Below are 26,261 nucleotides of genomic sequence, written 5' to 3' on the forward strand. Positions count from 1 at the left end.
CACATATCTTTATGCAGACGATAGTGTCAGGCCGGGTGGCATCTGGCAAGCGACGTGGTAATTTTGAGACTATTCTTAATGTCCGCTAGTTACACAGTACGATGTCCGTTTGCCATTCCTGACTGCGCAGGTGCAGATCGCCAGGTAACGGCGCATCAGTGTAGATCGCGTCTATTTCAGCCAAGGAAGTGATGCGCGCCGGGGCCGAGCGGTGAAACTTTGAATGGTCGGCAACCAGAAAAGTTCGGCGTGCCTGCGCAATGATGGTCTGGCTGACTTGTACCTCCTGAAAGTCGAAGTCCAGAAGATCGCCGTCAGTGTCCAAAGCTGAACAGCCGATCACGGCAAGATCAAATTTGAATTGCCGAATGGTCGAAACAGTCAGGGTCCCGATCAACCCGCCGTCTGTGCGCCGCAGGACGCCTCCAGCCATGACGACCTCACAATCCGGGTTCTCAATCAGAATGTTTGCGACATTCATGTTGTTGGTCACAACCATCAGGTTCTTGTGGTGCAGCAATTGCCGCGCCACGGCCTCGGTCGAGGTCCCGATGTTCATGAAGATCGACGCACCGTCGGGGATATCGGTGGCGCAAGCCTGTGCAATACGGGTTTTGGCGTCGGAATTCAGGGCGCGGCGGTCTTCATATCCGATGTTGGAAACGCCCGAGCGCAGAACCGCGCCGCCATGCACCCGATCCAGTTTACCTGCCTCGGCCAGCTCGGTCAGGTCGCGCCGGATCGTCTGGACCGTGACACCAAATCTTTCGGCCAACCCGTCAACGGTGACGCGGCCTTCGGCCCCGGCAATGTCCAGAATGTCAGATTGGCGGAAAGACAGGGACATGGGTGTTTCCAGACTTGAAGTGTTTCTTTTCGTTTTTGTTCTTTCTGGCCGGTTTTGCAAGAACGGCATGCGAAAATTTCAGATCAGTGTTGCAAAACGAAAAAATTCGAACATAAACATTGACCATACGAAGGATGTTCTGGCAAATGCCTATCATCCATCCTGACAAGGAATCATTGGCATGCAGTCAGCGGACGTTCAGATAACGGACCTTTTTATCATCGGTGGCGGGATCAATGGTTGCGGCATCGCACGGGATGCTGCTGGTCGCGGGCTGTCAGTTTCTTTGGCAGAGATGAATGATCTGGCTTCAGCGACGTCATCAGCCTCGACCAAATTGTTTCATGGCGGGTTGCGCTATCTGGAATATTTCGAAATCCGTCTGGTCCGTGAGGCCCTGATCGAGCGTGAAACCCTGTTGCGCGCGATGCCGCATATCAGCTGGCCGATGCGCTTCGTGCTGCCATACCATAAGGATATGCGGTTTGACTCTGAAACGCCGACCTCACGGCTGCTCAGCACGGTCATGCCGTGGATGCGCGGGCGGCGTCCGGCCTGGCTGATCCGGTTGGGTTTGCTCATGTATGACAATCTGGGTGGTCGCAAAATTCTGCCGGGCACCACGTCGCTGAACCTGCGATCGGCTCCGGAAGGGGCCCCACTACAGGACAAATTCGAAACGGCTTATGAATATTCCGACTGCTGGGTCGAAGATTCGCGGTTGGTGGTCCTGAATGCCCGCGACGCCGAGGCGCGCGGTGCGCAGATCATGGTGCGAACCGAAGTGATTTCCGCCGAGCGGGTGGACGACCTTTGGCAGGTATCCATTCGCGATCGCGACGGCGGCGAAACCCGTCTTGTCCGGGCCAGAATGCTGATCAATGCAGGTGGCCCTTGGGTCGGGGACATCATCCAGTCCAAGATCCGTGTGAACTCACGCGAGGGTGTACGGCTTGTTCGGGGCAGCCATATTGTGACACCCCGGCTGTATGACCACGACAAGTGCTATTTTTTTCAGGGCGAAGACGGCCGCATCATTTTCTCCATTCCTTACGAGCAGGATTTTACCCTGATCGGCACAACGGATCAGGATCACCCGGACCCTGACACGAAACCCGTCTGTACTGAGGCCGAGCAGGAGTATCTGTGCACTTTCGCATCGAAGTATTTCAAGCGCACTGTGACCCGCGAAGATGTTGTGTGGACCTATTCCGGTGTGCGGCCGCTTTATGACGACGGTGCCAGCAGTGCCACCGCTGCAACGCGGGACTACACGCTGAAAGTCGATGCGCAGGGTGGGGCGCCTGTATTGAACGTGTTTGGCGGCAAGATCACCACCTATCGACGGCTCGCGGAAAGTGCTCTGGAGAAGATTGGTGAATTCTTTCCGAATATGCCGGGCCCCTGGACCGCCGGTGTTGCGCTGCCGGGCGGTGACTTTCCGGTTGACGCTGTTGAAGCCCTGACTGATCAGCTTTTGGCCGCGTATCCGTTTCTGGGTGCCGCCTGGGCTACACGCCTAATCAGGGCCTATGGAACTGAAGCAGCAGATGTCCTTGGGGATGCGCAGCAGTTGTCTGATCTGGGCGAGGATTTTGGCGCAACACTGACCGCGCGGGAAGTCGCGTGGCTGATCGACAAGGAATATGCCAGAACCGCCGAAGATGTCGTCTGGCGGCGCAACAAGCTGGGCCTGCGAATGAGTGCCGAGCAGATCGCGCGGATCGACGGTTGGATGGCTGAACGGCGGATCAGCAGCACGGCCTGATCCATCTTTCTATCCTCTTGGCGGGTGATCCGTGTTGTGCTAGCCGTTGGTTACGGTCGGCAGACACCGAGGCGTCGCTGCTCTTACCCAGAGTGCTAAACCTGCCAGTGAATTTGAAACTATCGCAACCATCCGGGCGTTGTTTCGTCAAGTCAGCGACCAACGATCGCGAAAAACGCCCGATATGGATTTGTGATGAGCAAAACTCCTGTACCGTTGCACGCCGATGATCTGACCGGATTCGTGCGCACCTTGTCCCAACAACTTGGCGACTCCAGCCCGTCGCACCTGACCCTGATGAATATGGTCGCCCGTTCCGCCGGGTTTCAGAACGTGCAACATATGCGCGCCACCAGTGCCGCTGCCAGGCGGATTGAGGCCCGCCCGAAACAACTGGCTGCTGACATGCGTACGGTTGAGCGTACATTGCACCTGTTCGATGAGCAGGGCAGGCTTCGGCAATGGCCGTCAAAAAGATCTGTGCAGACTTTGTCCTTGTGGGGGCTCTGGTCTGCGGTACCGGCTGCTGCGGTGCTGCAAGAGGGTGACGTCAACGCGTTCCTCAATGCCGAACACTGTTTTGATGACCCTGCAACCCTGCGCCGGACCATGATCTCCTGTGGGCTGCTGACACGGAACCGGGATGGATCGGATTATCGCCGGGTCGAGCAGGCACCGACACCAGAGGCAAAGGTGGTGATCCGCGAAATCTCTGAACGGCGGCGGGGAAGATCAGACTAACGCCAGAAAAAGCCCCGCTGATTTGCGGGGCTTTGATTGGATCAGGCCGCTTCTTTTGACGGGCCGGGATCGTTTTTGCTGCCTTTCAGCCACTCGCGCATGCTTTGCATCAGGGCGTAGAGGACAGGCACCACGATTACGCCAACCAGCGTCGCGGCCAACATGCCACCGAACACGGCGACACCGATGGCTTTTTGGCTGGCCGCGCCCGCACCATTGGCAGCCAGCAGCGGTACGACCCCCAGCAGGAAAGACAGGGCGGTCATCATGACAGCGCGGAAACGCTGATGAGCGGCCTCGACGGCTGCTTCCTTGATCGATAGACCCTTGGCGCGTTGTTCCATTGCGAACTCAACGATCAGAATGCCGTTCTTCGAAGCCAGGCCCACCAGCATGATCATACCGATCTGCGTATAGAGGTTTATGTCACTGCCAACGATGGCAACCGCGGCCACCGCCCCGAACAGGGCCACGACCACAGACAGCAGGATCGAGACCGGCATAGTCCAGCTTTCATACTGTCCCACAAGAAACAGGTAACCGAATAGGATGGCCAGCCCCAGAATGATGATCACCAGGCTGCCGGACGCCAACTGTTGTTGTGCCGTCCCCGTCCATTCGAACGAGTATCCCGGCGGCAGGGCCGAAGCAGAAACCTCTGTCATCGCAGTGATCGCATCGCCGCTGGACAGGCCCGGTGCCGGTACTGCTGTCACAGTTGCCGACCGAAACAGGTTATGCCGTTTCAGCAGAACCGGCCCCAATACGTTTTCCACGTCAATCAGGGTACCCAGTGGCACCATGTCGCCCTTCTGTGAACGCACATAGAGGCTGGCAATGTCATCGACATTATCGCGATAGCTGCCTTCCGCCTGGATCATTACGCGATAGACGCGACCAAACAGGTTGAAGTCGTTGACATAATATGACCCCAGCTGGGCCTGCATGGTCTGGAAAATCTCAGCCACCGAGACGTCCAGCGTCTTGGCTTTCTCACGGTCCAGATCCACGAACAGCTGCGGAACATTGGCACGGAATGTGGTATAGGCCTGTCCGATCTCGGGTCGCTGGTTGGCCGAATAGACAAACGATCCCACAGCCGATGCCAAATCCTGCGGTGAACCGCCGCCGGTTTGCTGCACCTCCATCTCGACCCCGGCCGACATGCCGAGACCCTGAATTGGTGGCGGGTTGAAGGCAACGGTCGAGGCTGCGGTCTCATTATTCGCGATGGCCAGCACCTTAGCCAAAATGGCTTCGGCGCTCAGGTCTTCCTCCTGCCGTTCGCTCCAGTTGTCGAGGTTCACGAAGATCGCAGCGCCGTTGGTGATTGTGCCGTTCAGCAATGAGAAGCCATTGATCAGAACGGTGCTGGACACACCCGGGATCTCGCGTATCTGGTCATCAAGGCGCTTTGTCACGGCCTCGGTCCGTTCCAGCGTCGCGGCGTCAGGCAGTTGCACGTCAACAAAGAGATAACCATTGTCTTCCAGCGGGATAAACCCAGCTGACGTGTTCGACATGATTGCCCCTGTTCCCAGGCCGAGCCCAACCACGATGGCCAGCGCGATAGCCGGAAAGACAAGCAGTTTGCGAACAATGGCGACATAGCCATTGCGAACGCCACCAATGAGATTTTCGAACAGCGCAAGCAGCCCCTTGGGTGGCCCCGAGCGGGCCTTAAGGACCAGCCCACACAGAGCGGGCGACAGTGTCAGCGCGTTGATGGATGAGATTACAACAGCGGTCGAGATCGTAACAGCGAACTGAGAGTACAGCCGCCCTGAGATACCCGGCATGAAGGTCACCGGTACGAACACCGCCAACAGAACCAGTGTGGTCGCGATGACGGGGCCGGTGATCTGCCCCATAGCCTTACGGGTGGCTTCGGCTGGGGGCAGCCCCTCATCAGCGATGATGCGCTCGACGTTTTCGACCACGACAATGGCGTCATCAACCACGATACCGATGGCCAGCACCAGCGCAAACAGCGAGATCGTGTTCAACGACATGCCGAAGGCCAGCAAGAAAGCAAACGTGCCGATCAGTGAGACCGGGATGGCAACCGCCGGAATGATCGTCGCGCGCCAACTTCCCAGGAACACAAAAACGACCGAGATCACGAGGGTAAAGGTCAGGATCAGTGTCGATACGACGTCATTCAAAGAAGCTTCGACAAAGTCTGTCGTGTTAAAGGGGACATCATATTCGACATCTGTGGGGAATGCGCGGGACAGCCGCTCCAGTTCCGCCTGCACGCGCTCTGAAACGGCCAGGGCGTTTGCGCCGGGGGCCTGATAGATACCGATCACGGTGGCGGGCACGGACTGAAAATAACCGGACGCCGAGTAAAACTGTGCACCAAGCTCAACCCGGGCGATGTCCCTTACGCGGACAATTGCGCCGGCATCTCCGGTACGGATCACGATGTTGCCAAATTCTTCGGCTGACGTCAGTCGCCCTTTGGACTTGATCGTGTATTGAAAGGTCTGGCCTTCGGGAACAGGCGGTGCACCAATCGAGCCTGCGGACACTTCGATATTCTGTTCGCGGATCGCGTTGATCACATCGCCTGGTGTGATGGACAGGGCTGCCATCTTGTCCGGGTCCATCCAGACCCGCATGGCGTATTCCAGGTTGGTCAGAACATCAGCCTTGCCCACGCCCTGCACACGCGCCAGCGCATCGCGCAGGTTGATCGAGGCATAGTTGGAAAGAAACACGCTGTCATAGGTGCCGTTGGGCGAGGTCAGCGTGACCAGCATCAGCATGTTGGTCGACGATTTTTGTGTGACAACGCCCGAAGATGTCACTTCGGCGGGCAACGACGACATTGCCTGCGCCACCCGGTTCTGCACGTTGACCGAGGCGATATCGGGGTCGGTGCCAACTTCGAAGGTTACGTCCAATGAATACGAGCCGTTGTCAGACGATCTGGACGTCATGTAGATCATGTCGTCCACACCGTTGACCTGCGCCTCGATCGGTGCGGCAACAGTGTTTTCCACTGTTTCCGCATTTGCGCCGGTATATTTGGTGGATACGTTGACGACGGGCGGGGTAATGTCAGGGAACTGCGCGACCGGCAGCACCAGATAGCCGATGCCACCCATGATGGTCAGTACCAGCGAGATGACAAACGCCAGCTTTGGCCGGCTAATGAACAGGGCTGAGAACATCGTTTATTCTCCCGGCTGTTCAGAAGCGACGACCGCGTCAACGGCCACGCCGGGGCGGACCCGTTGCAGGCCCTCGACAATCACGCTTTCGCCCTCACGCAAGCCTTCCGTAACGATGATGGCAGTACCTTCCGTGTTGCCTGTGGTGATGTATCGCTGCTCCACCATCTGTTTGTCGTTTACTACAAGAACAAAGTCACCACGCTGGTCGCGTTGCAGTGCAGCTTGCGGCACCAGAACTTGCAGGGTTGGTTGCAGCGCTTCAATCTGCACATTCACGAATGCACCATCCAGGATCAAACGGTCGGCATTTTCGAACTGGGCGCGCATTGTGATCGCACCGGTCAACGGGTCGATACGATTGTCAACGAATACGATCCTGCCTGTTTCATCCAACTTGGTTCCATTTGGCAGCGTGATATGCACATTGGGGCTTTGCGGGCTGTCTGCAAGAGAAGCGGAATTTGCGCCAACGGTCTGAAGAACCGAAGTGAAGAGTTTTTCGTTCAGCGAGAAATTCACATAGATTGGCGTCTCGCTGACAATGTTCACCAGCGGGGGGTTGGTCGGGCCTACCACATCGCCGACACTGGTGGTGATGCTGCCGATACGCCCATCAAAAGGCGCGTGGATCTGTGTATAGCTGAGGTCCAGTTCGGCCTGCTGGATCGCTGCATTTGCAGCCTTGACCTGAGCCTCGGCGACCAGTTCGTTTGCCCGCGCGATGTCACGTTCGGATTCAGGTGTCGCGTCGCGCTTGTAAAGCTCTTCCTTACGCGCCAGGTCAACCTTGGCCAACTCAAGATTTGCCTCGGCCCGGTTCAGATCAGCTTTTCGGGCCTCCAATGTCGCTTCGTAAAGGTCCGGTTCGATGGTGAACAACAGGTCGCCTTCTTTGACCGTTGCCCCATCCTCGACATTTCGGCTGTTGAGAAAACCGTTCACGCGGGCGACGATGTCGACCTTATTGATCGCCTGAGCGCGCCCTATGAAGGAAGCCTCGTCGGTGATTTCTTCGGTGTAGGCGGCCGCAATCGTAACTTTCGGTGCCGCTCCTTCGTCCTGTGCAGTTGCAGGTTGGGCCAGTCCCAGGGATATCAGCAATAATGCGGTGGCAATTGGATTGCGGGCCTGAGTTGGAAAAGGGAAAACTTGGGACATGGCGAAAGCCTCGTGCATTTCAGAAACAATTGGTGTCCATCCCGGCGGTCACAATCGCGCGAGTCGACAAAACTTGTTTGCAGGATGGCTTGTTTACCACGATTTCTCAAGCGCGATGAATCCCGAGGTGGTTCGCGATGACGCCAAAAATTTGAGCAAGTAAGCTGGTTTAGGTGTCGGCCCGTTCCGAGGTGCCGAACGAAAACAGGGGCCAACGGCCCCCGTTTGAGTATCCGAATATCAGGGTGGTCAGCCGCGTTTACCAGCGAATTTTGCCTGCCATTCTTCGCGCTGTTCGTCTGTGATCTTGGCGAACAGAACGTCTGGCACGGTAAGGTCGTGACCCGCGGGTAGCGCGTTCAACGCTGCGGCTACGTCTTCCGGCCAGCTGGTATCAAGCGTGTTCATGGCGCTTAGCATCTTGGCCGCAGCATCAGGGATGAACGGCGCGCTGAGCACGGCATAGAACCGGATCAGGTTCAGACCCAGACGCACCTGTGCAGCGGCTTGTTCGGGGTCTTCCTTGAAGGTTGACCACGGCGCCGCAGCTTGCAGGAATTCATTGCCAGCCACCCAGATGGCCCGCAGCTCCTGAGCCGATTTGCGGACGTCCATTGCTTCCATATGCGCCTCATAGGCGCGGACACGTTTGGTAAGTTCATCGATCAGAGCGTTCTCACGCTCGCCAAACTCACCGCCTTCGGGCACCACCTCACCGAATTTCGAGCGGCAGAACTTAGTGATGCGGCTGACGAAGTTGCCCAGAACATCGGCCAGATCCTTGTTCACGGATTGTTGGAAGTTCTCCCACGTGAACTCGCTGTCGCTGCTTTCCGGTGCATGGCTCAGCAGCCACCACCGCCAGTAGTCAGCTGGAAGAATCTCGAGCGCCTGATCCATGAAAACGCCACGACCCTGCGAGGTCGAGAACTGGCCGCCGTCGTAGTTTAGATAGTTGAAGGATTTCAGGTGGTCGACCATTTTCCACGGCTCGCCCGACCCGAGAATGGTGGCGGGGAAAGAAAGCGTGTGAAACGGCACGTTGTCCTTGCCCATGAACTGGACATAGCGCACATCGTTCGCGCCCTTGTCGGTGCGCCACCAGCGTTCCCACTCGGAATCGGGTTTCCCAGTGGAATCCGCCCATTCCTTGGCACAGGCGATGTATTCAATCGGCGCGTCGAACCAGACATAGAAGACCTTGCCTTCCATACCGGGCCAGTCCTGATCGCCTTTCTTGACCGGAACACCCCAGTCCAGATCGCGGGTGATCCCCCGGTCTTGCAACCCGTCGCCATCATGCAGCCACTTCTTGGCAATGGATGTGGTCAGGATCGGCCAGTCGGTTTTGCTGTCAATCCAGGCATCCAACTGATCCTTCATTGCCGATTGGCGCAGATAGAGGTGCTTGGTCTCACGCACTTCCAGATCGGTCGAGCCCGAAATGGCCGAGCGCGGTTCAATCAGGTCGGTTGGATCCAACTGCTTGGTGCAGTTTTCACACTGGTCGCCACGTGCGTTCTCATACCCGCAATTGGGGCAGGTGCCCTCGATATAGCGGTCGGGAAGAAAACGACCATCCGCGTTGGAATAGATTTGCTTTTCCGTGACTTCACGGATCAACCCGGCCTCATCCAGTTTCCCGGCGAAATGTTGGGTCAGCTTTTTGTTCTGCTCGCTGGATGAACGGCCAAAGTGATCAAAGCTCATCCCAAAACGCTTGGCGATGTCGGCCTGAATTTCGTACATGTCCGCGCAATACTCGGCCACAGGCTTTCCAGCTTTAGCAGCGGCCAGTTCGGCCGGGGTGCCGTGTTCGTCGGTGGCACACAGGAACATGACCTCGTTCCCCCGGCCACGCTGATAGCGTGCATACAAGTCGGCAGGCAGTTGCGAGCCGATCAGGTTGCCGAGGTGCTTGATCCCATTGATGTATGGGATTGCCGAGGTGATGAGAATCCGAGCCATATTCCGTTTCCGCATATCTAACTGCGCGTTCGTCTAACCTATGTCACCGCTCAGCAAAAGCCCGGTTTCGTAGATGACTGGAATAACTCTGATTTGTGACGCGCCCCTGATGGGACGACCAAGCCGCCGATGGCCGTTACAATACGGTCAGATTGTAGTCAGCCAATTCGCAGACTCTCCGCAATGCAGGGCTGCGGGCTCGCTTTTCATTCCTCGCGGGCGCGTTTCAGCAACCTTCCGACCGTAAAGGATGTACGCGGTGCGTAGACGTAATTGGTTCTTTCCGCGGGTGTTGGACGCGACCGCATTCGGGCCAGGCCGAAGCCGATCAGGAATACGTGGCCGACCGCGACAAATGCAAACAGCGCGCTGGGTCCAAAATCCTGGATCAGTGTTGATGTGATATAGGGTGACGCAATTGCCCCCAGCGCGTACCAGAACATCAGGGCGGCAGACAACTCGACCCTCTGCTCGGTTGTCGCAAAATCGTTGGCATGTGCGGATGACACCGAAAAGATCGGGAATGTCGTAAACCCAAAAAGCCCTGCTGCCAGCATGACACCGACAGTTCCCGTGTCGCTTGCCGCCATTGTGACCCCGCAGCTTAGTACCGCCGCGACCGAAAGCCAGATCAAGACCCAGCGCCGGTCGTACTTGTCAGCGAGCCACCCCATCGGATACTGCGCCAGTGCCCCGCCCAGAACGAAAGAAGCTAGGAAGAAGGCGATTTGATCCACTCCCAGCCCGACTTCCTGACCGTAGACGGGCCCGACCATTCGGAAAGATGCTGAGCTGAGTGCCGAAACAATGACGCCCGCAACGGCCAACGGCGAACTGTGCCACGCCAGTTTCGGGCGCAGGCGGGGGGCGTCAGGCGTCTTCGGTTGACTTGCGCGTGTCAGCGTCAGCGGCAGCAACGAGGCGCAGCACAGGATCGCCAAGAGGTTGTAGGATACATACGAGGCGGGTGGCAGGACAGCGATGATCAACTGAGCACTCAGCGAGGCACCCATATCGACGATGCGATAGGTGCCCATGGCTCGTCCACGTGTCTCATTGGTTACTTTTGCATTCAGCCAGGCTTCGATGACGGTATAACAGCCTGCCACACATGTGCCCGAGGCGATGCGCAGCGCCGCCCATACATAAGGATTGTCTGTCAGGGTGTGGCCGATCAACCCCATCGCGCCCAGCGCTGTGCATACGGCAAATGCGCGGGAATGCCCGACGCTGCCCATCAGTCGCGGCGCCCACCAGCAACCTATGAAAAAGCCAAGAAAATGCGCCGAACCCAGCATACCGATCTGTTCGGTCGAAAAGCTTAACGTGATCCCGGAAATGGCATCCAGTGGCCCGACGCCGCCTGTTGATAGCTGAAGCAGAATGACCGACAGAAACAGGGCGGCAAATGAAATGATCGTGCGCATGGTTTTCTCAGATAGGCGGCGTCACCGGACAATGCGCGCAACTATTCGACTTTATCCAGTCGTTTTTTGCTTTTTGTCAGTCAGGTTGCTCGAATGATCTCGGCACGAATGTCCAGCCCAACATGTTGTCCTACCAGATCGGGATAACCCGAGGCACCGAAATCGTGCCGGTTCAAAGTCCCGATCAAACCTATGGACAGGCGGCTCAGGTCGTTCGCGGCTGTACCAGGCTGGCGGTACAGGTTGGCCTCCAAGGTGACCGGGCGCGTGATACCGCGAACTGTCAGTTCACCTGTGATGCGGGCACCATCCGATATGCGCCCATCCGCCCCCAATTGAATGTCAGTCGATACGAACTGAATTGTCGGATAGGTTTCGGCGTCCAATACACTGGGGCCGAGCATCGGCATGCGGGCAAAGGGCAAGCGGGTTCTGGCCTTGGTAACGTCCAGCACCACCGTGACCCGGCTGTTTTGCAGGCGTTGCGTGTCAATTTCCACGTTCGCGTCCCGGATCAGCATTGATCCGGTCTGGGGAATGCCGGAGAGGTCATAGGTAAAACCGACCCGGGTGCCGTTCAGTGACAAATTGTATGGCTTCAAGGCGGCCTGCACCGTATTCGCCAAAGGCAGAGCCGCCATCCCCGTAAGTACGAAGCGACGGGTCAGGTGTGTCATGCCATGACCGTGTCCCGTCTGGGGCGGGATCTTTTGATCAACATCAGAACGATGGCAATGTTCAAGCCGTTCCAAAGAATTCCGTTGACGAAAGCCAGTTGGTAACTTCCGGTGACATCGTAAATCCAGCCTGACATCCAGCCACCAAGCGCCATGCCAAGAATTGTCATCATCATGACGAATCCGACTCGCGCGCCGGCTTCTTGCGGCGGCATGTATTCGCGGACAACCAAAGCGTAGCTGGGCACGATGCCACCCTGCGCCAGACCGAATAGCAAGCTGATCACATAAAGTGAGACTATCCCGTCATACGGCAGGAACAGGAACAGCGCGATGCACTGCAATACAGAGCCGATCAGAAGTGTCATGACGCCACCGAGACGGTCGGCCAACAGGCCCGAGACGATACGGCTGGCGACGCCGCCCAGTAGCATCAGCGATAGCATCTCAGCCCCCACTGCGGGGCCGTATCCCAGCCCGACGCAATACGACACGATATGGACCTGTGGCATGGACATCGCTACGCAACATCCAATGCCGGCCAGACCAAGAATGTACTGTAACACGCGTGGTGAAACACCGACACTGTGTGCGTTGATCCGGGCTGTGGCCGCGGCTGTGTTGTGCGCTTCGATTGGGACCTTGCGGCGCAACAACAAGGACAGGGGGATGACAACCAGCAACGTCAGAGCCGCCAATGTCAGATAGACCTGTTGCCAGCCGTCGCGTGCCAGAATACCGGACAGCAGAGTAGGCCAGATTGCCCCAGACAGGTAATTCCCGCTGGCCACCAGTGCGACGGCGATTCCACGCCGTTTCATGAACCAGTGCGAGATATCGGCGATCAAGGGCCCAAATCCGATCGATGTTCCCAGCCCGACCAGCAGATGCGCCGCGGATAGTAGCGTTATATTCGGGGCCAGCGTTGCCAATAGATAACTGAAGGCGCTTAAAACAGCAGCGCCGATCAGGGCGCGTGTCACACCCAGCCGGTCCACCAGTTGCCCCAGCCACATATTGCCCAGCGCAAATCCAATCATCGTAAGTGTATATGGCATCGAGGCTTCGGCGCGACCGGCGCTGAATTCTGCTTCGACGGCGGGCATGACCACGATTACAGCCCACATTCCCACATTCGCCACAGTTGCGATGGCGAGCGTGATCAGAAGGCGTATCCAGGAATAGCGGCTGTCATGGATCGGATGGCTCATGCGGCGACGCTAGGGTGCGATCCGGAGTTTGGCCAGTCACATCTTGCGTGATCCTTGCGGCTTCACGTCAGAATGTCCTCTGTTTCAATGCGTTTCAGGTGCAGACCGGTGCGGGCAGCGGTCTGAGTGGCTTGCCAGCTGACCGGGGGCAGGGCGCGGGCGCGGCGGCGGGTCAGGGTCCAGTGCCTGGCATCCCCCTGATGGGCGGCGGCTATGTGCCAGCGTGTCTCAACCCCTTGTGCGCCGCCATCACCGGGCGTCAGCAGCAGGCCAAGCGGGGCATGGCCCATCGTGCCGCCTTGTTCTGCGGCCAGATGCATCCGCCGCACTGGTGTCAGCCCCGGCGCGCCGGGCAGGTCGCCTATGATCAGCGGGATGGCTCCGCTGCGCAGCGCCTCTTCAATACACCATAGCAGATCTTCGGCGCGGGTGGGATGGACGAACAGAAAACGCGCCGGATCAGCAAAGGCCATCATTCCGTCGGGATTCAGTTGGGCGGGCTCCCACGCGGGGGAAATCCACAGCACGGGCCCCTGTGTCTGACCGGCCAGCCAGATGGCAAAGCTGCGCCGGGCGGGGCCGCAAGCCTCGTGCATGCGGCCCGGTTGCAGGGTGATCTGCGAATGGAGATTTACCCCCGGTACCTGACGCGCAGGTTTGTGGCCAAGAAGCTGAGCAGACATACCTGCAAGCTATCATGTTCCACTTTTGTTCTCAAGAGGTGAGGAGCATTAACGAGACAAGATCAGCTTGCCATCCGCAAACTGAATGCTTGAAAAACGGTGCAGATATTCCATCCCCAAAAGCGATTTATCCAGCTCACCCTCGTTGACCCAGGCCGAAACGTTCTGATCCGTAATGGGTCCTATCGTCAGGGTCTCAAGCCGCACCGGCGCGGTACGCACCTCACCGTTTGCAGTCAAGGCGCGCCCGAAATAACTCAGCTGATCGGGATCAATGCCTGCCCGTTTGGCATCCTGCGCGTTCAACACGATCTGGCTGGCACCGGTGTCGACAAGAAAGGTAATCAGCTCACCATTCACCAGAACCGGAAGGTAATAATGGCCGTCATAGGCGCGGGGAACCTCAACCGAGTTTCCGGTGACACTCATCTGCGGTGCGGGACCGACCGAGGAGCGAATATCCTCCCACAGGCCGACCAGTGCGATGACCCCGACGAATATGAACACCCATGCCATAACCTGCTGGAATGTCTTGCTAAGCGACTGCCGATTATGCGTGACAAACCACATCAGCAGCGCCGCCCCCAGCAGGGCCAGATAGATCAGGCGTCCAATGTCGAAACTGTCCATGCGGTTACCCGGAAATCCCTCTAACCTTGTGAATATGGGGATTTAAGATGCAAATCCAAAGGCCTTGAGGCCATCGAGAATGAACTGAACAGACAATGCAGCCAGCAGCATCCCAAGAAGCCGGGTCAACACGTTCAATCCGGTTTTCCCCAAAAGCCGTGCCACGGCCCCTGATGAAAGATACATCACAAAAACCATTGCCAGAACGACCAGCATAACGCCGATGACCACGGCCAGGCCCTGAATGCCGGGATGTTGACCGGCCAGCAGGATCATAGTGGCAATCGCACCGGGCCCTGCAATCAGTGGGATACCCAGTGGAAACACAGACGGGTCCGGATGTTCTTCCTCTTCGGCGCTGTTTTCACGACGTTTGGTCCGGCGTTCAAACAGCATATCGAGCGCGGTCAGAAACAGCAAAACACCCCCCGCAACACGAAACGCCTCCATCGAGATGCCGACAAATCCCAGCAGCGCTTCGCCGAAGGCCGCGAACATCGCCAGAATGCCGCCAGCAGTCAGGCACGCGCGAACAGCGACAGAGCGGCGCGTGTGCCAATCCATGTTCTGGGTCAGGGCCACAAAAATCGGCGTTTGCGCCGGTGGATCAAGAACCACGAAAAGCGTTGTGAACGCGGTGATCAGAAATGCGGTGTCAATCACTCTTTGCTACTCTGTTGCAGATGTTTCAAAATTCTCAGGGCGTCTTCGGCCAGTCCGGAGGGAACATAAACATGATCGTGGTGATAGCCCGCGACCATGTTTGCCGGAATTCCGGCCTGTGCCAACGCCCCCGAGACTGCAGCGGTCAGACCCACGCCTTCCAGCGAGGAGTGCACCTGAAGCGTGATACAGCGCATAGCGACCGCCTCTTTTGGTGCGCAATTGATCGGAACGACTAAAGACAGCCCTTCGGCCTCGACGTAACTGGCGCGTGTCCCGTCGGGCCAGTCCATATCTTCGGGCCAGACTACAAATGCGAATTCTCCGGGTTGAATTTCGGGATGCATTCCCGCGATCATTGCTTTGGTTTCAACGACAGGATCGCTCATACCGTTTCTGCCTGTTCCAGTCGCTCAGCAGCGGCGATCCAAAGCGCTTCTGCTTTTTGCATAGCCTCGACCACCTCGGCGAATTTGCGATTCCAGATTTCCAGATCGTTGATCTTGTCGTCTTCGTAAAGCGTCGGGTCGGCCAGTTTTGCCGCGAGCTTGTCGTGCATCTCTGTCAGTTTCTCGACCCGGTCCTCGCATTTGCGCAGGTCCGCCCGCAATGCCAGCATGGTATCGCGCGAGGCGCGTTTGGGCTTCTCTGTTTGTGGCTTTTCTTTCACCGGTTTGTCACGCGCCAGCAATAGGGCACGATAGGATTCAAGGTCACTGTCATAAGATTTGACCGTACCGTCCGAGACCAGCCACAACCGATCGGCAACAAGCGACAGCAGGTGCATGTCGTGGCTGACCAGCACGACAGCACCCGAATAGGCGGTCAGCGCTTCGACCAGCGCCTCACGGCTTTCGATATCCAGATGGTTCGTCGGCTCGTCGAGGATCAGCATATGTGGTGCGTCGATGGTTGCCAGCAGCAGCGACAGGCGCGCCTTCTGCCCACCCGACAGGCGGCCAACCTCGGTTTCCGCCTGAGCCGCGTTCAGGCCGAACCCCGCCAGACGCGAGCGCCACTTGCCCGGCGCCTCGTCCGGGCGCAGGCGGCGCAGGTGGTCCAGTGGCGTTTCGTTCACATAAAGCTCGTCCACCTGATGCTGAGCGAAATACCCGATGCGCAGCTTGTTGCTGCGGGTCATCTTGCCAGCCATCAAGGGCAGCCGGTCTGACAACAGTTTGGACAGGGTAGATTTGCCCTGACCGTTCTTGCCCAACAGCGCAATACGGTCATCCTGATCGATGCGCAGGTTCAGGCGGCGCAGTACTTCGGTTTCGCCATAACCGGTCACACCGCCTTCAATCTGGATGATCGGTGGCGACAGTTCCTCGGGTTCGGGGAAGGAAAACGCACGCAGCGCGGCCTCTTGCGGGGTTGAGACCAACTGGATGCGTTCGATCATTTTCAGGCGCGATTGGGCCTGAACGGCCTTGGATGCCTTGTATCGAAACCGATCCACGAAGCTCTGCAAATGAGCGATGCGCGCCTTGGCTTTGGCGTTTTCGGATTCTGCCTGTGCCAGACGTTCCGCCCTCCGTTCAGCGAATTTGTCATATGGCACGGCGTAATAGGTGAGTTTGCGATCCTCCAGATGCAGGATCGACCCTACGGCACGGTTCAGCAGGCCCCGGTCATGGCTGATGATTATGACCGTATGTGGATACCTGGCCAGATAGCTTTCGAGCCACAACGCGCCTTCAAGGTCCAGATAGTTGGTCGGTTCGTCCAACAGCAACAAATCCGGTTGTGAGAACAGAACCGCCGCCAAGGCCACGCGCATCCGCCAGCCACCCGAAAAATCCGAACAGGGGCGCAATTGGTCTGCGTCGTCAAACCCCAACCCCTTGAGGATTGAGGCCGCGCGGGCCTCGGCCGACCAGGCGTCGATATCGGCCAGCCGGGTCTGGATTTCGGCAATTCGCGTGGGATCCGTTGCGTCGCCAGCCTCGGTCATCAGGGCGCTGCGTTCGGTATCAGCGGCTAGAACAGTGTCGATCAGCGAAACGTTGGATGATGGGACCTCCTGCGCGACCCCGCCAATGCGGGCGCGCTTGGGGACCGCAATATTCCCCGATTCCAGCGCCAGTTCCCCGCGGATCAGGCGAAAAAGCGTGGTCTTTCCCGTGCCATTCCGGCCCACAAGGCCAACCTTGTGACCGTCTGGTACGGTTGCGCTGGCGCCATCAAACAATGGGCGGCCTTCAACGGCATAGGTGATGTCTTCGATCCGTAACATGAGGCGCTCTTAGCAGAGGTGTGATGCCGCCGCCAGCGGCTTGGCATTTTCAAGCATCAAGCAATGTGTTAGCGCTGTCTCGTTTGCTTTTTGAAGCGGTTTTTCACATGCGCGCGGCCCGGACACCTCCATCCCTGATCACATTGATCTTTGCTACGGCGCTGTCTGTGCTGACGCTCAACATGTTCCTGCCGTCGCTGGCGCATATGAGTGAAGACTTCACGGTGGATTACGGCCTGATGAACCTGTCGGTCGCGGGGTATCTGGCGGTTTCGGCAGTGTTGCAACTGATCATGGGCCCGTTATCGGATCGCTTTGGGCGCAGACCTATCCTTTTGATTTGTATATCAATATTTGTCCTTGCGTCGATCGGATGCACACTGGCCGGATCGATCTGGGTTTTTCTTGGCTTCCGCCTGCTTCAGGCTGCTGTTGTCGCCGGCTCGGTCCTGTCCAGCGCGTCGATCAGAGACCGTTACGCACCGAATGAGGCGGCAAGCAAACTCGGTTACGTCGCGATGGCCATGGCCTTAGCCCCGATGCTTGGGCCGATGTTGGGTGGGGCGCTGGATATGCTTTTCGGTTGGCGTTCGGGGTTTGTCCTGTACTCGTTGCTTGGAGCAGGGTTGCTGGTGCTGCTTTGGTTCGACCTGGGCGAAACCAACACGAACCGCTCGTCCACATTTGGTGCCCAACTGCGCGAATACCCACACCTGTTCCGTGCCCGCAGGTTCTGGGGTTATGCCCTATGCGCGGCGTTTTCGATTGGGGGGTTCTACAGCTTTATCACCGGTGCGCCGCTGGTTGCCGCAGCGTGGTTCGACCTGAGCCCAGCAACGCTGGGGCTGGGGATTGGCATCATCACCGGCGGGTTCATGGTTGGCAATTTTGTCACCGGTCGGATTGCGGCCCGGACGCGCCTGACGACAATGATATTGTCGGGGCGGATCGTGGCCTCAACTGGCCCGTTCTGCGGATTGATGCTGTTTCTCGCTGATCTGGGATCGGTCTGGGTCTTCTTCGGTTCGGCAATCTGTGTCGGCTTTGGCAACGGTTTGACCAATGCCAATGCCGCGGCCGGTGTCATGTCGGTACGCCCCGGGCTGGCAGGTAGCGCGGCAGGGCTGTCGGGGGCAATGATCGTGGCTTTGGGAGCTGTTCTGACCTCAATGACCGGCGCGTTCGTCAGCCCCGAAAACGGGCCGTATCTGGTACTGGGCATGATGTGGGCCTGTAGCTTTGCCGGCTTGATGGCGGTGCTTTACGTTCGTCGACTGGACCGTGTCGACCCTTTGCCAGAAACAATCTGAACTGCAAAGCCACCGGCAAGGCATCATTACACTTTTCATGGATCAAAGACCGTGATACCCGGCGCGCGATGGATTTCGGCGCGGATCCCGCGTCACATTATAAGGAGAGGCCGATATGGCACTGGAACGCACATTCTCGATCATCAAACCCGATGCAACCCGCCGCAACCTGACCGGCAAGATCAACGCCAAGTTCGAAGAAGCAGGCCTGCGCATCGTGGCGCAAAAGCGCATTCACATGACCAAAGCTCAGGCTGGCAAGTTCTATGACGTTCATGCCGAACGTCCGTTCTATGACGAACTGTGCGAATTCATGTCGTCGGCTCCGGTTGTTGTTCAGGTTCTGGAAGGCGAAGGCGCCATTGCAAAGAACCGTGAAGTCATGGGCGCAACGAACCCTGCGGACGCAGCCCCCGGCACCATCCGCGCTGAATTCGCGGAATCGGTCGGTGAAAACTCGGTCCACGGTTCGGACGCACCGGAAACCGCAGCGGTTGAAATCGCATACTTCTTCTCGGGCATTGAACTGGTCGGTTAAGCCACAGCCATTGGTGACAAACAGGGGCCGCATCCTTGGTTGGGTGCGGCCTTATTCGTTCAGAGCTGCTTTAAGTCCTTTGGTGCAACACGAACTCCGATGGCGTCCAGATCTGCAATCATCTGGTTTTCCGGAGCAGCACCGTTACCAGCTTTGATTGCGTCGAACCTTTCGCGCAGGGCTTTCTTCTCGTCGCCCTTGCAATCGTTCCACGGGCGGCCCTGCAATCCCATCACCAGAACATAATATCCGATGAAATGCGCCCTGGTGCCGGCGCGCAACAGGCGGGCATAGGCTTCGTCCGGCCCCAGTTCTCGCAGCGCCTCAGCCGAATGAATACCAGCACGTGCGCAGGCCTGTTCAAAGGCGGGGCCAAGGTTTCGGATCGAAGATACTGGTTCGCTCATAGCGGTGTCTTACTTCGGCACCCGAGGCCTGTCACCCCGTGATTACACTCGGTCGCAGGCATAATGCCTTGATGTCCTTTCGGGTTCAGCCGAGACTGAAAAGGAGAACCTTGGATGGCGTTGGAGCAACCAAACCAAACAAGGGGCGCGCGCATATGATCGTTGAGAAACCTGTAAAGGGGTTTCTGAAGTTGAACTGGAAAGGCGTATCATGACCAGATCGTCAAGCGATCAGTTCATTTTCCCAGCGAGGATTGACGAAACGGCTCTGGCAAATGCCATTGCCGGGTTTTCCCAAAAAGTTTCACCCGATAGCCCCGTCGCAGCTTTCGCATTGCTGGATTGTCACGATCAGTCACTGCGCGCCTCGGGTCGTGCTTTGATCGATACTGGCGGGGTGTTGCACCTGCTGCGGAAGGACCACGGCCCTTTGTCTCAGCAGCACTCGGGGCATCTGCGGTTTGCACGGGACTTGCCAGAAGGGCCGGTTCAGAAGGCGCTGAGCGACTTTCCTGAACTACGGGCGCTGACGCAGATTGGTGTTGGAGAGATCGAGGCAAAGACCTTCGCCGTGCTTGATGATCTGCAAAAGACAAAAGTCAGGGGAACTTTAACGTACATGTCGACGCCATCAGGGCAGGCAACCATTGTACGAATTCAGCAGTTGCGCGGGTATAAGAAGGCCTATCAGTTGGTCCGTTCCGCTCTCGATCGCGTTTCGGGCGGTGTTCGTGACGTTGAAACGGTCTATCCCAGTCTGTTTCCAGACATGGTTCCCTATCAGGCCAAGCCTGAAATAAAGTTCGGTCAAGCAGATCCTTGCAGCGAAGTCGCTGCGAAAATCGTTCAAATATATCTGAGGGTTGCACGGCAAAATGAGGAGGGCATGATCGCTGATATCGACACCGAGTTTTTGCACGATTACCGGGTTTCGTTGCGCAAGATCAGGTCAGTGATCAGCCTGTTCAAGGGTGTGTTGTCCGAGGCCCAGACGGCCGAACTGAAGCGGCTCTTTTCCGATCTTATGGCCCCCACGGGACCTCTGCGTGATTTGGATGTCTACCTTCTGAAAAAAGACAAGTATTTCAATCTTATCCCGCCGAGCCTTCACGCAGGACTGTCCGAGATGTTTGATCAGTTTCAAACGGAACGTACACAAGAGCAACTGCGCCTATCTCGCTGGTTGCGCAGCGCCGACTACACGACGTCCATGACCGACCTGACCGCAATGTTCACCAGTACTGATCACTTGGACCTCGGACCAAACGCGCATCGCGGCACGTATGACTATGCCTGCGCGCTGATCTGGAAGCATTATCGCAAGATGTGCAAACTGGCGCGCGGCATAAGCGATGATACGCCAGACAAGACGGTGCATGAGCTTCGTATCGAATGCAAAAAACTAAGATATCTGATGGAATTGTTTGCCCCGCTCTTCGATGCGAACGGATTGAGAACGATCCTTAAACCGTTGAAAAAACTTCAGGATAATCTTGGTTTGTTCAACGACTATTCTGTGCAGCAAGACGCGTTGCTGACCTTTGTAGCGTCGCACGCCGATACGCAAGGCCACGTAAACGCGCAGATCGGTTTGTCCGTGGGCGGCCTAATCGCTGTGCTTGATCAACGTCAGAAGACCGAAAGAAAACGCGTTGTCGCAAGCTTCCTTCAGTTCGACGGGCAAGAAATCCGGCACATGTTCCGCAGTCTGTTTCACCACAAAAAGGAGTAGGGAATGAAGATCATTGCCTGTTACAGCAATAAGGGCGGTGTCGGAAAAACCGCTACTTCGGTGAACCTGGCCTATGCCTATGCGCAGGCTGGCCAAAAAGTTTTGCTATGCGATCTCGATCCTCAGGGGGCGTCCGGGTTCTATTTTCGGGTGAAGCCGTCAAAAAAACTGACGGATGCCCGTTTTTTTGAGGATGTGGAGCGGTTTACCAAAGCCATCCGGGCAAGTGATTTTGACGGGTTGGACGTTCTGCCCGCAAACCTGACTTTCCGCGACTTTGATATCTTCCTGTCGCGCATGCGGAACAAACGCTCGCGTCTGAAAAGGGCATTGTCGGCGGCTGGCAGTGACTATGATCTGGTTCTTCTGGATTGTCCGCCCAATTTTTCCACCTTGTCCGAGAATATCTTTCGGGCCGCTGATGAAATCGTTGTTCCGATCATTCCCACAACCCTGTCCGAGCGGTCATTCGATCAGCTGGTTGGCTTTTTCGACAAACACGGGCTGCGTAAGAAGAAGCTGCGGGCGTTCTTTTCGATGGTGCAGAACCGGAAGTTGTTGCATCGGGAAACGATGGTTTCAATGCGCGCCCAGCATCCCAAGCGCATTTTACACGCGGTTGTGCCTTTCGCTGCGGATGTCGAAAAGATGGGGCAATATCGGGGCCCTGTCTGTACTTACGCAGGTCGTAGCGCTGCTGGTGCGGCATATCGGGCGCTGTTTGATGAGCTGGAAGAAAGAGCGGGGGCACCCTGATGAGCAAAGAAATTGAACGCAAGTTTCTGGTGGCAAGGTTGCCGAACCTGAGCCGCGCAGAAAAAGCAGAGGTGCGTCAGGGGTACCTCACCGCGCCGGAGGACTCGACCGAATTGCGCCTTCGACAAAAGAACAATGTGTTTTTCCTGACCTTAAAAGGCGGCGGTGATCTTGTACGTGTTGAGCGTGAGGCAGAGATAACCCGAGACCAGTTTGAAACCTTCTGGCCGGAAACCAAAGGTCGCCGGGTCGAGAAGGTGCGTTACACGGATCTAATGCCAGACGGCCACCAGTTCGAGCTGGATGTTTTTTCAGGCGGTCTGGAACCCCTGCGTTTGGTTGAGGTTGAGTTCCATACCAGTGAAGACGCAAATGCCTATGTCCCGCCGGGTTGGTTCGGTGCGGAAGTTACAGGGGATAAACGGTACAAAAACAAGGTATTGGCGATAAACGGACTGCCGGATTAACTCTGAATTGCCAGATTGATCGTAGTTTCCAAACCTGGGTCGCAGTTTCGGGCTGCGAATGTCCCGCCATGCATATGTGAAATCGCGGCAACCAGCGCGAGCCCCAATCCCGCATTGCGTTCCGTCCGCGCCGGATCAAGTGTGACGAAGGGAAGTTGAAGGCGATCCAACTCTCCGGGCGGAACACCCGGACCACGGTCCCGAACCCGCAATTGGGCAAATCCGTCCTTGGTACCGATAGAGATCGTGATTGCGGTATCCGCCGGTGCATAACGCATCGCGTTTTCCAGCAAATTAGAAAGAGCCTGCGAGAGTAGGGGCCGGTGCCCCTGAATAGCCGGGGCAGAGCCTGTAACCTCAAGGCGGATGTCCTGATCTGCGGCCACCGGGTCATACAGTTCCACGACATCTCCAACCAGTTGCTGCAAGTCAATGTCTTCGAATTGCTCGCGCCCTAGACCGGCCTCGGCCCGCGAAATTTCGGTAAGCTGCCCCAAGACCCGCAAAACATGGTCGATTTCTCCCGTAGCCCGCGCAATGTCGATTTCGCGGTCCAGATCGCTTTTGCCGGGCTCGGAAAGGGATTCGACCCTTTGGCGAAGGCGGGACAAAGGAGAGCGCAAATCATGTGCGATAGAGTTCGACGTGGTGCGCAGATTGCTCACCAGCTCTTCGATCCTGTCGAGCATGTTGTTCAACGTGCCAGAGACCTGATCGAACTCGTCCCCGGTTCCGCGCAGGGGCATCCTCTTGGAAAGATCGCCGGAAACGATGTTTTCGGCTGTGCTTGCGATGTCTGACAGGCGTGAAAACACCAGACGTGTGAACAGCCAGCCAGTGATCACGCTCAGAACAAATGCTATTCCTAGTGCCAGTGCCAGAGATCGGAACAATACACGGTCGAATTGTTGACGGGCCGCCGCATCCCGTCCCACCAAAAGGCGTTCACCACCGGGCAATCGGATCGAAGCGGCCGAGATGGGCACCAGTTGGTCATTGTCAGCCCTGCGCAACTCGAGGTCGACCCAACCGCTTCCGGCGGTCACATTGACCGGCCAGGTTTTCAGGTTACCCACAAGCTTGACGCCCTGCCGATCCGCCAGCAGATACAGCGCGTCTCGATCGGACGCGCTTGGAAGACGACGCTCGATCGCTGTAATCAGCCCGATCAGCCCGCGCCGTTCATATTCATCGGCAAGCCCGGTCAGTTCGGCGGACACGACCGATCGGGTCTCGGATTCGATGCTCCGGTTGGCTGTCACATAGACCAATGCCAGCACAGACGCGGTCAGTAACGTGCTTAGCACCATGCTGGTGGCGACAAGTCTTGTTCTTGAATTATTAAGGGAAAGCCGAAGGTTATCCATCGGACATCATGTAACCCGCACCGCGAACTGTTTCAATCAAAGGTATGTCTCCGCCTTCATCCAACTGGCGGCGCAGCTTTGAAATATGAACATCCACAACGTTTGTGTTCGGGTCGAAATGATAATCCCAGACGCCTTCAAGCAGCATGGTACGCGACACGACACGGTTCTTGCGGCGTAGAAAGAACTCAAGGATCTGGAATTCACGAGGCGTCAGCGTAATCTCATGGCCGTCACGCGTAACCTTGCGGGTCAGTAGATCCATTTCAAGATCCTTGCAGGTCAGCGTCGGCGTTTCCTCGGATTCCTGCGGACGCCGCAACAAGGCTTCGATCCGCGCATGAAGTTCCTGAAACGAGAAGGGCTTGACCAGATAATCGTCGGCGCCTGATCGCAATCCTTTGACGCGCTCATCCACTGCGCTCATGGCCGTCAACATCAAGACCGGTGTTTTCAACCCCGCTGCACGCAGGGATTTGATCAGGGACAGACCGTCCAGACCGGGCAACATCCTGTCCAACACAATGGCGTCAAAACCGCCGTCCGTAGCGTGGTACAATCCCTCGCGGCCATCAGCAGCCGTTTCGACCACATAGCCTTCTTCGCCAAACCCTTTGGCAATGAAATCCCTGGTGTCAGCGTCATCTTCGACGATCAACAGACGGCGGCTCATGATGTGGTTCCTTTCCCTAAGGATTTAAACACAAAATTCAAACAAAGCATATGGTTTGCTGACGATCTTGCCGGGTGCTGGGCACGCACCCGGCAAGCCCGACGGACAGCGGACAACTCAGGTCCGCCGGGTGAGGCACGCGCCGGATCTCCCCATCAAGCGGCGCGCGCATGGTGTTAGTCAGACCAGTTCGACAGCAACGAAAATCTGGCTGCCGGCCCGATTGATCAATACCAGTGCCGGGTCTGTCTTTACGCTGTCCAGTGCGGCCTTCAGCGCTTCGGGTGTGAACGTGTCCTGGTTGCCCAGTTTGACGATCACGTCACCGCGTTGCAGACCCGCCCGGGCCGCAGGGCTGTCCGGTTGCAAGTCTGTGACGACCACACCTTCGACGGTTTTAGCAATACCCGCTTCAGCCCGCACCGTTTCGGTCAGCGGGGCCACTGTGACACCAAGCGACGTGCCTGCTGCATCAGATTCGACAGGGCTGTCGGACTGAGCCGCCGCTGCCTGATGCTGGCCAACGGTCAAAGTGACCGTTTCCTGTTTGCCATCGCGCAGAATGGTCAAATTACTGGCGGTGCCGACCTTGGTTGTGCCCACCAGAATAGGCAGGTCACCACTGGAGTCTACGGCTTCGCCATTGAAAGACAGGATAACATCGCCTTGTTCCAGGACGCCATCTGCAGGGCTGTCGGCGACAACATCTGCCACCAGTGCACCCGAGGAGGCATCAATACCCAGCGCCGCCGCAAGCTGCGGGCTGATATTCTGGATCGAAACACCCAGCCACCCACGGCTGACCTGCCCGTCATCCTGTAGATCGGCTGCAATATGTTCAACGATGTTCGAGGTTACGGCAAATCCCAGCCCGACAGATCCGCCACTGGGGGAATAAATGGCCGAGTTTACACCAATCACTTCGCCGTCCATGTTGAAAAGCGGGCCACCAGAGTTGCCCTTGTTGATAGCTGCGTCCGTTTGAATGAACTCGGCATATGGCCCGTCCGAGATATTGCGACCTTTAGCCGATACAATGCCGGTAGTGACCGTGGAGCTCAAACCAAACGGGTTGCCGATCGCTACGACATCTTCGCCAACACGGATTGCATCGCTGTCACCCAGTTCGACGGCTTGCAGGCCCGGGACTGCATCGATCTTCAAGACTGCAATGTCTGTCAGCGGGTCGGTGCCAACCACCTCGGCCTCAAATGTCCGGTCATCACTTAGGCGAACGGTTACAGTCGCGGCATTGTCCACCACATGGTGATTGGTGACGATATAACCGGCTTCATCCAGTACAAACCCTGACCCGAGCCCTTGTGCCGGACCGCGTTGAGGCATGTTGAACCCTTCAGGCCCACCAAATCGTTTGAAGAATTCCCCAAACGGGTGACCGTCAAAGTCAAAATTCTGACCCTGTGTGGGGCTTGGGGCGGTCTTTTGCTCGGCAATGATGGTTACAACCGAAGGGGAAACGGTTTCGACAAGATCGGCAAGCGCTTCATCCGCCATCGAAGGTATAGCGGTTGTGGCCAGCATGGCTGCGCCCAATGCGCTGACCCCCATCCAGTTGGATGTGCGGGGAAGTAAAAGCGAAGATTTTCGGATGCTCATTTCTGTCTCCTGGTTTGATCACGCAATTTCCGTTGCGCGTTGAGACATGAGATGCACTGTCAGGATTGGGGTTTCCTGACTGATCAATTAATAAATCTTAATTTTGCCACAAAGCGGGTGTTTTGTGGTGAAGGACGTTGATCAGGATTCGCTGATTTAACCGAGGAGGTCGAAGGCGAATCGGAGGATTGTTGCCAAAACAG

General features: G+C 57.0%; 23 protein-coding genes. 7 read left to right on the forward strand and 16 right to left on the reverse strand.

What is annotated here, in order from left to right; genetic code table 11:
• Window positions 1–85 precede the first annotated feature (85 nt).
• Window positions 86–847, reverse strand: a complete 762-nt coding sequence (locus tag ACR0BK_RS00355) for a DeoR/GlpR family DNA-binding transcription regulator (RefSeq protein WP_480493353.1) — start codon at window positions 845–847, stop codon at window positions 86–88.
• Between the two features lie 181 nt (window positions 848–1,028).
• Between ACR0BK_RS00355 and glpD the strand changes: the two genes are divergently transcribed.
• Together glpD and ACR0BK_RS00365 are read left to right on the forward strand one after the other, a co-directional pair.
• A complete protein-coding gene (glpD, locus tag ACR0BK_RS00360; RefSeq protein ID WP_480553303.1) occupies window positions 1,029–2,615 on the forward strand; it encodes a glycerol-3-phosphate dehydrogenase in 1,587 nt (528 codons plus the stop codon).
• A gap of 195 nt (window positions 2,616–2,810) precedes the next feature.
• Window positions 2,811–3,356 carry a DUF2087 domain-containing protein gene (locus tag ACR0BK_RS00365; RefSeq protein ID WP_480553305.1) on the forward strand — a complete coding sequence of 182 codons (546 nt, stop codon included), beginning with the start codon at window positions 2,811–2,813 and terminating at the stop codon, window positions 3,354–3,356.
• Between the two features lie 41 nt (window positions 3,357–3,397).
• Here ACR0BK_RS00365 and ACR0BK_RS00370 read toward each other — a convergent pair whose 3' ends face one another.
• From ACR0BK_RS00370 to ACR0BK_RS00420, 11 genes are all read right to left on the reverse strand, one after another.
• Window positions 3,398–6,535 carry an efflux RND transporter permease subunit gene (locus ACR0BK_RS00370; RefSeq protein ID WP_480553306.1) on the reverse strand — a complete coding sequence of 1,046 codons (3,138 nt, stop codon included), beginning with the start codon at window positions 6,533–6,535 and terminating at the stop codon, window positions 3,398–3,400.
• Window positions 6,536–6,538: 3 nt separating this feature from the next.
• Window positions 6,539–7,696 (reverse strand): efflux RND transporter periplasmic adaptor subunit, encoded by a 1,158-nt coding sequence (locus tag ACR0BK_RS00375; protein WP_480505461.1) that lies wholly within the window; start codon window positions 7,694–7,696, stop codon window positions 6,539–6,541.
• Between the two features lie 249 nt (window positions 7,697–7,945).
• On the reverse strand, window positions 7,946–9,664 hold the full coding sequence (metG, locus tag ACR0BK_RS00380; protein ID WP_480516754.1) for a methionine--tRNA ligase: 1,719 nt from the start codon (window positions 9,662–9,664) through the stop codon (window positions 7,946–7,948).
• Window positions 9,665–9,870: 206 nt separating this feature from the next.
• Window positions 9,871–11,091, reverse strand: coding sequence for an MFS transporter (locus tag ACR0BK_RS00385; protein ID WP_480472365.1), 1,221 nt, complete (start codon window positions 11,089–11,091; stop codon window positions 9,871–9,873).
• An 80-nt stretch (window positions 11,092–11,171) separates the two neighbouring features.
• A complete protein-coding gene (locus ACR0BK_RS00390; protein WP_480553308.1) occupies window positions 11,172–11,768 on the reverse strand; it encodes a YceI family protein in 597 nt (198 codons plus the stop codon).
• The gene (locus ACR0BK_RS00395) at window positions 11,765–12,979 is read right to left on the reverse strand and encodes an MFS transporter (RefSeq protein WP_480553310.1); all 1,215 of its coding nucleotides are present in this window, start codon (window positions 12,977–12,979) and stop codon (window positions 11,765–11,767) included. The genes ACR0BK_RS00390 and ACR0BK_RS00395 overlap by 4 nt, the downstream gene beginning before the upstream one ends.
• Before the next feature lie 62 nt (window positions 12,980–13,041).
• Complete coding sequence (locus ACR0BK_RS00400) at window positions 13,042–13,662, reverse strand: ImuA family protein (RefSeq protein ID WP_480553311.1); 621 nt, start codon at window positions 13,660–13,662, stop codon at window positions 13,042–13,044.
• 48 nt (window positions 13,663–13,710) lie between these two features.
• A complete protein-coding gene (locus tag ACR0BK_RS00405; protein ID WP_480472373.1) occupies window positions 13,711–14,292 on the reverse strand; it encodes a retropepsin-like aspartic protease family protein in 582 nt (193 codons plus the stop codon).
• A gap of 42 nt (window positions 14,293–14,334) precedes the next feature.
• Entirely contained in the window at window positions 14,335–14,955 is a 621-nt protein-coding gene (locus ACR0BK_RS00410; protein WP_480472375.1) for a MarC family protein, read from the reverse strand.
• Window positions 14,952–15,344 (reverse strand): ACT domain-containing protein, encoded by a 393-nt coding sequence (locus ACR0BK_RS00415; protein ID WP_480472377.1) that lies wholly within the window; start codon window positions 15,342–15,344, stop codon window positions 14,952–14,954. Before ACR0BK_RS00415 ends, ACR0BK_RS00410 begins: the two co-directional genes overlap by 4 nt.
• Entirely contained in the window at window positions 15,341–17,191 is a 1,851-nt protein-coding gene (locus ACR0BK_RS00420; protein WP_480553312.1) for an ABC-F family ATP-binding cassette domain-containing protein, read from the reverse strand. The genes ACR0BK_RS00415 and ACR0BK_RS00420 overlap by 4 nt, the downstream gene beginning before the upstream one ends.
• A 107-nt stretch (window positions 17,192–17,298) precedes the next feature.
• Here ACR0BK_RS00420 and ACR0BK_RS00425 point away from each other — a divergent pair, with 107 nt between their 5' ends.
• A complete protein-coding gene (locus tag ACR0BK_RS00425) occupies window positions 17,299–18,501 on the forward strand; it encodes a multidrug effflux MFS transporter (RefSeq protein WP_480553314.1) in 1,203 nt (400 codons plus the stop codon).
• Between the two features lie 115 nt (window positions 18,502–18,616).
• On the forward strand, window positions 18,617–19,039 hold the full coding sequence (gene ndk / locus ACR0BK_RS00430; RefSeq protein ID WP_008757405.1) for a nucleoside-diphosphate kinase: 423 nt from the start codon (window positions 18,617–18,619) through the stop codon (window positions 19,037–19,039).
• Window positions 19,040–19,098: 59 nt separating this feature from the next.
• Here the strand turns inward: ndk and ACR0BK_RS00435 are convergent, their stop codons facing one another.
• Window positions 19,099–19,446, reverse strand: coding sequence for a TfoX/Sxy family protein (locus ACR0BK_RS00435; RefSeq protein ID WP_480472383.1), 348 nt, complete (start codon window positions 19,444–19,446; stop codon window positions 19,099–19,101).
• Window positions 19,447–19,657: 211 nt separating this feature from the next.
• On the opposite strand from ACR0BK_RS00435, the gene ACR0BK_RS00440 reads away from it, so the two are divergent.
• Genes ACR0BK_RS00440 through ACR0BK_RS00450 form a run of 3 tightly spaced genes read left to right on the forward strand, consistent with a single transcriptional unit; the run spans window position 19,658 to window position 22,401 of the window.
• A complete protein-coding gene (locus ACR0BK_RS00440) occupies window positions 19,658–21,178 on the forward strand; it encodes a CHAD domain-containing protein (protein ID WP_480553316.1) in 1,521 nt (506 codons plus the stop codon).
• A 3-nt stretch (window positions 21,179–21,181) separates the two neighbouring features.
• The gene (locus tag ACR0BK_RS00445) at window positions 21,182–21,934 is read left to right on the forward strand and encodes a ParA family protein (protein WP_480472387.1); all 753 of its coding nucleotides are present in this window, start codon (window positions 21,182–21,184) and stop codon (window positions 21,932–21,934) included.
• The gene (locus ACR0BK_RS00450) at window positions 21,934–22,401 is read left to right on the forward strand and encodes a CYTH domain-containing protein (RefSeq protein WP_480516774.1); all 468 of its coding nucleotides are present in this window, start codon (window positions 21,934–21,936) and stop codon (window positions 22,399–22,401) included. The genes ACR0BK_RS00445 and ACR0BK_RS00450 overlap by 1 nt, the downstream gene beginning before the upstream one ends.
• On the opposite strand, the gene ACR0BK_RS00455 is transcribed toward ACR0BK_RS00450, so the two are convergent.
• From ACR0BK_RS00455 to ACR0BK_RS00465, 3 genes are all read right to left on the reverse strand, one after another.
• Window positions 22,398–23,768 (reverse strand): sensor histidine kinase, encoded by a 1,371-nt coding sequence (locus tag ACR0BK_RS00455; RefSeq protein ID WP_480553318.1) that lies wholly within the window; start codon window positions 23,766–23,768, stop codon window positions 22,398–22,400. The two genes, ACR0BK_RS00450 and ACR0BK_RS00455, sit on opposite strands and share 4 nt — an antisense overlap.
• The gene (locus ACR0BK_RS00460) at window positions 23,761–24,441 is read right to left on the reverse strand and encodes a response regulator transcription factor (RefSeq protein ID WP_209504130.1); all 681 of its coding nucleotides are present in this window, start codon (window positions 24,439–24,441) and stop codon (window positions 23,761–23,763) included. Before ACR0BK_RS00460 ends, ACR0BK_RS00455 begins: the two co-directional genes overlap by 8 nt.
• Before the next feature lie 180 nt (window positions 24,442–24,621).
• On the reverse strand, window positions 24,622–26,058 hold the full coding sequence (locus tag ACR0BK_RS00465) for a DegQ family serine endoprotease (protein WP_480553319.1): 1,437 nt from the start codon (window positions 26,056–26,058) through the stop codon (window positions 24,622–24,624).
• Window positions 26,059–26,261: the final 203 nt, after the last annotated feature.

The sequence above is a fragment of the Ruegeria sp. AF1 genome (genome assembly GCF_056542125.1).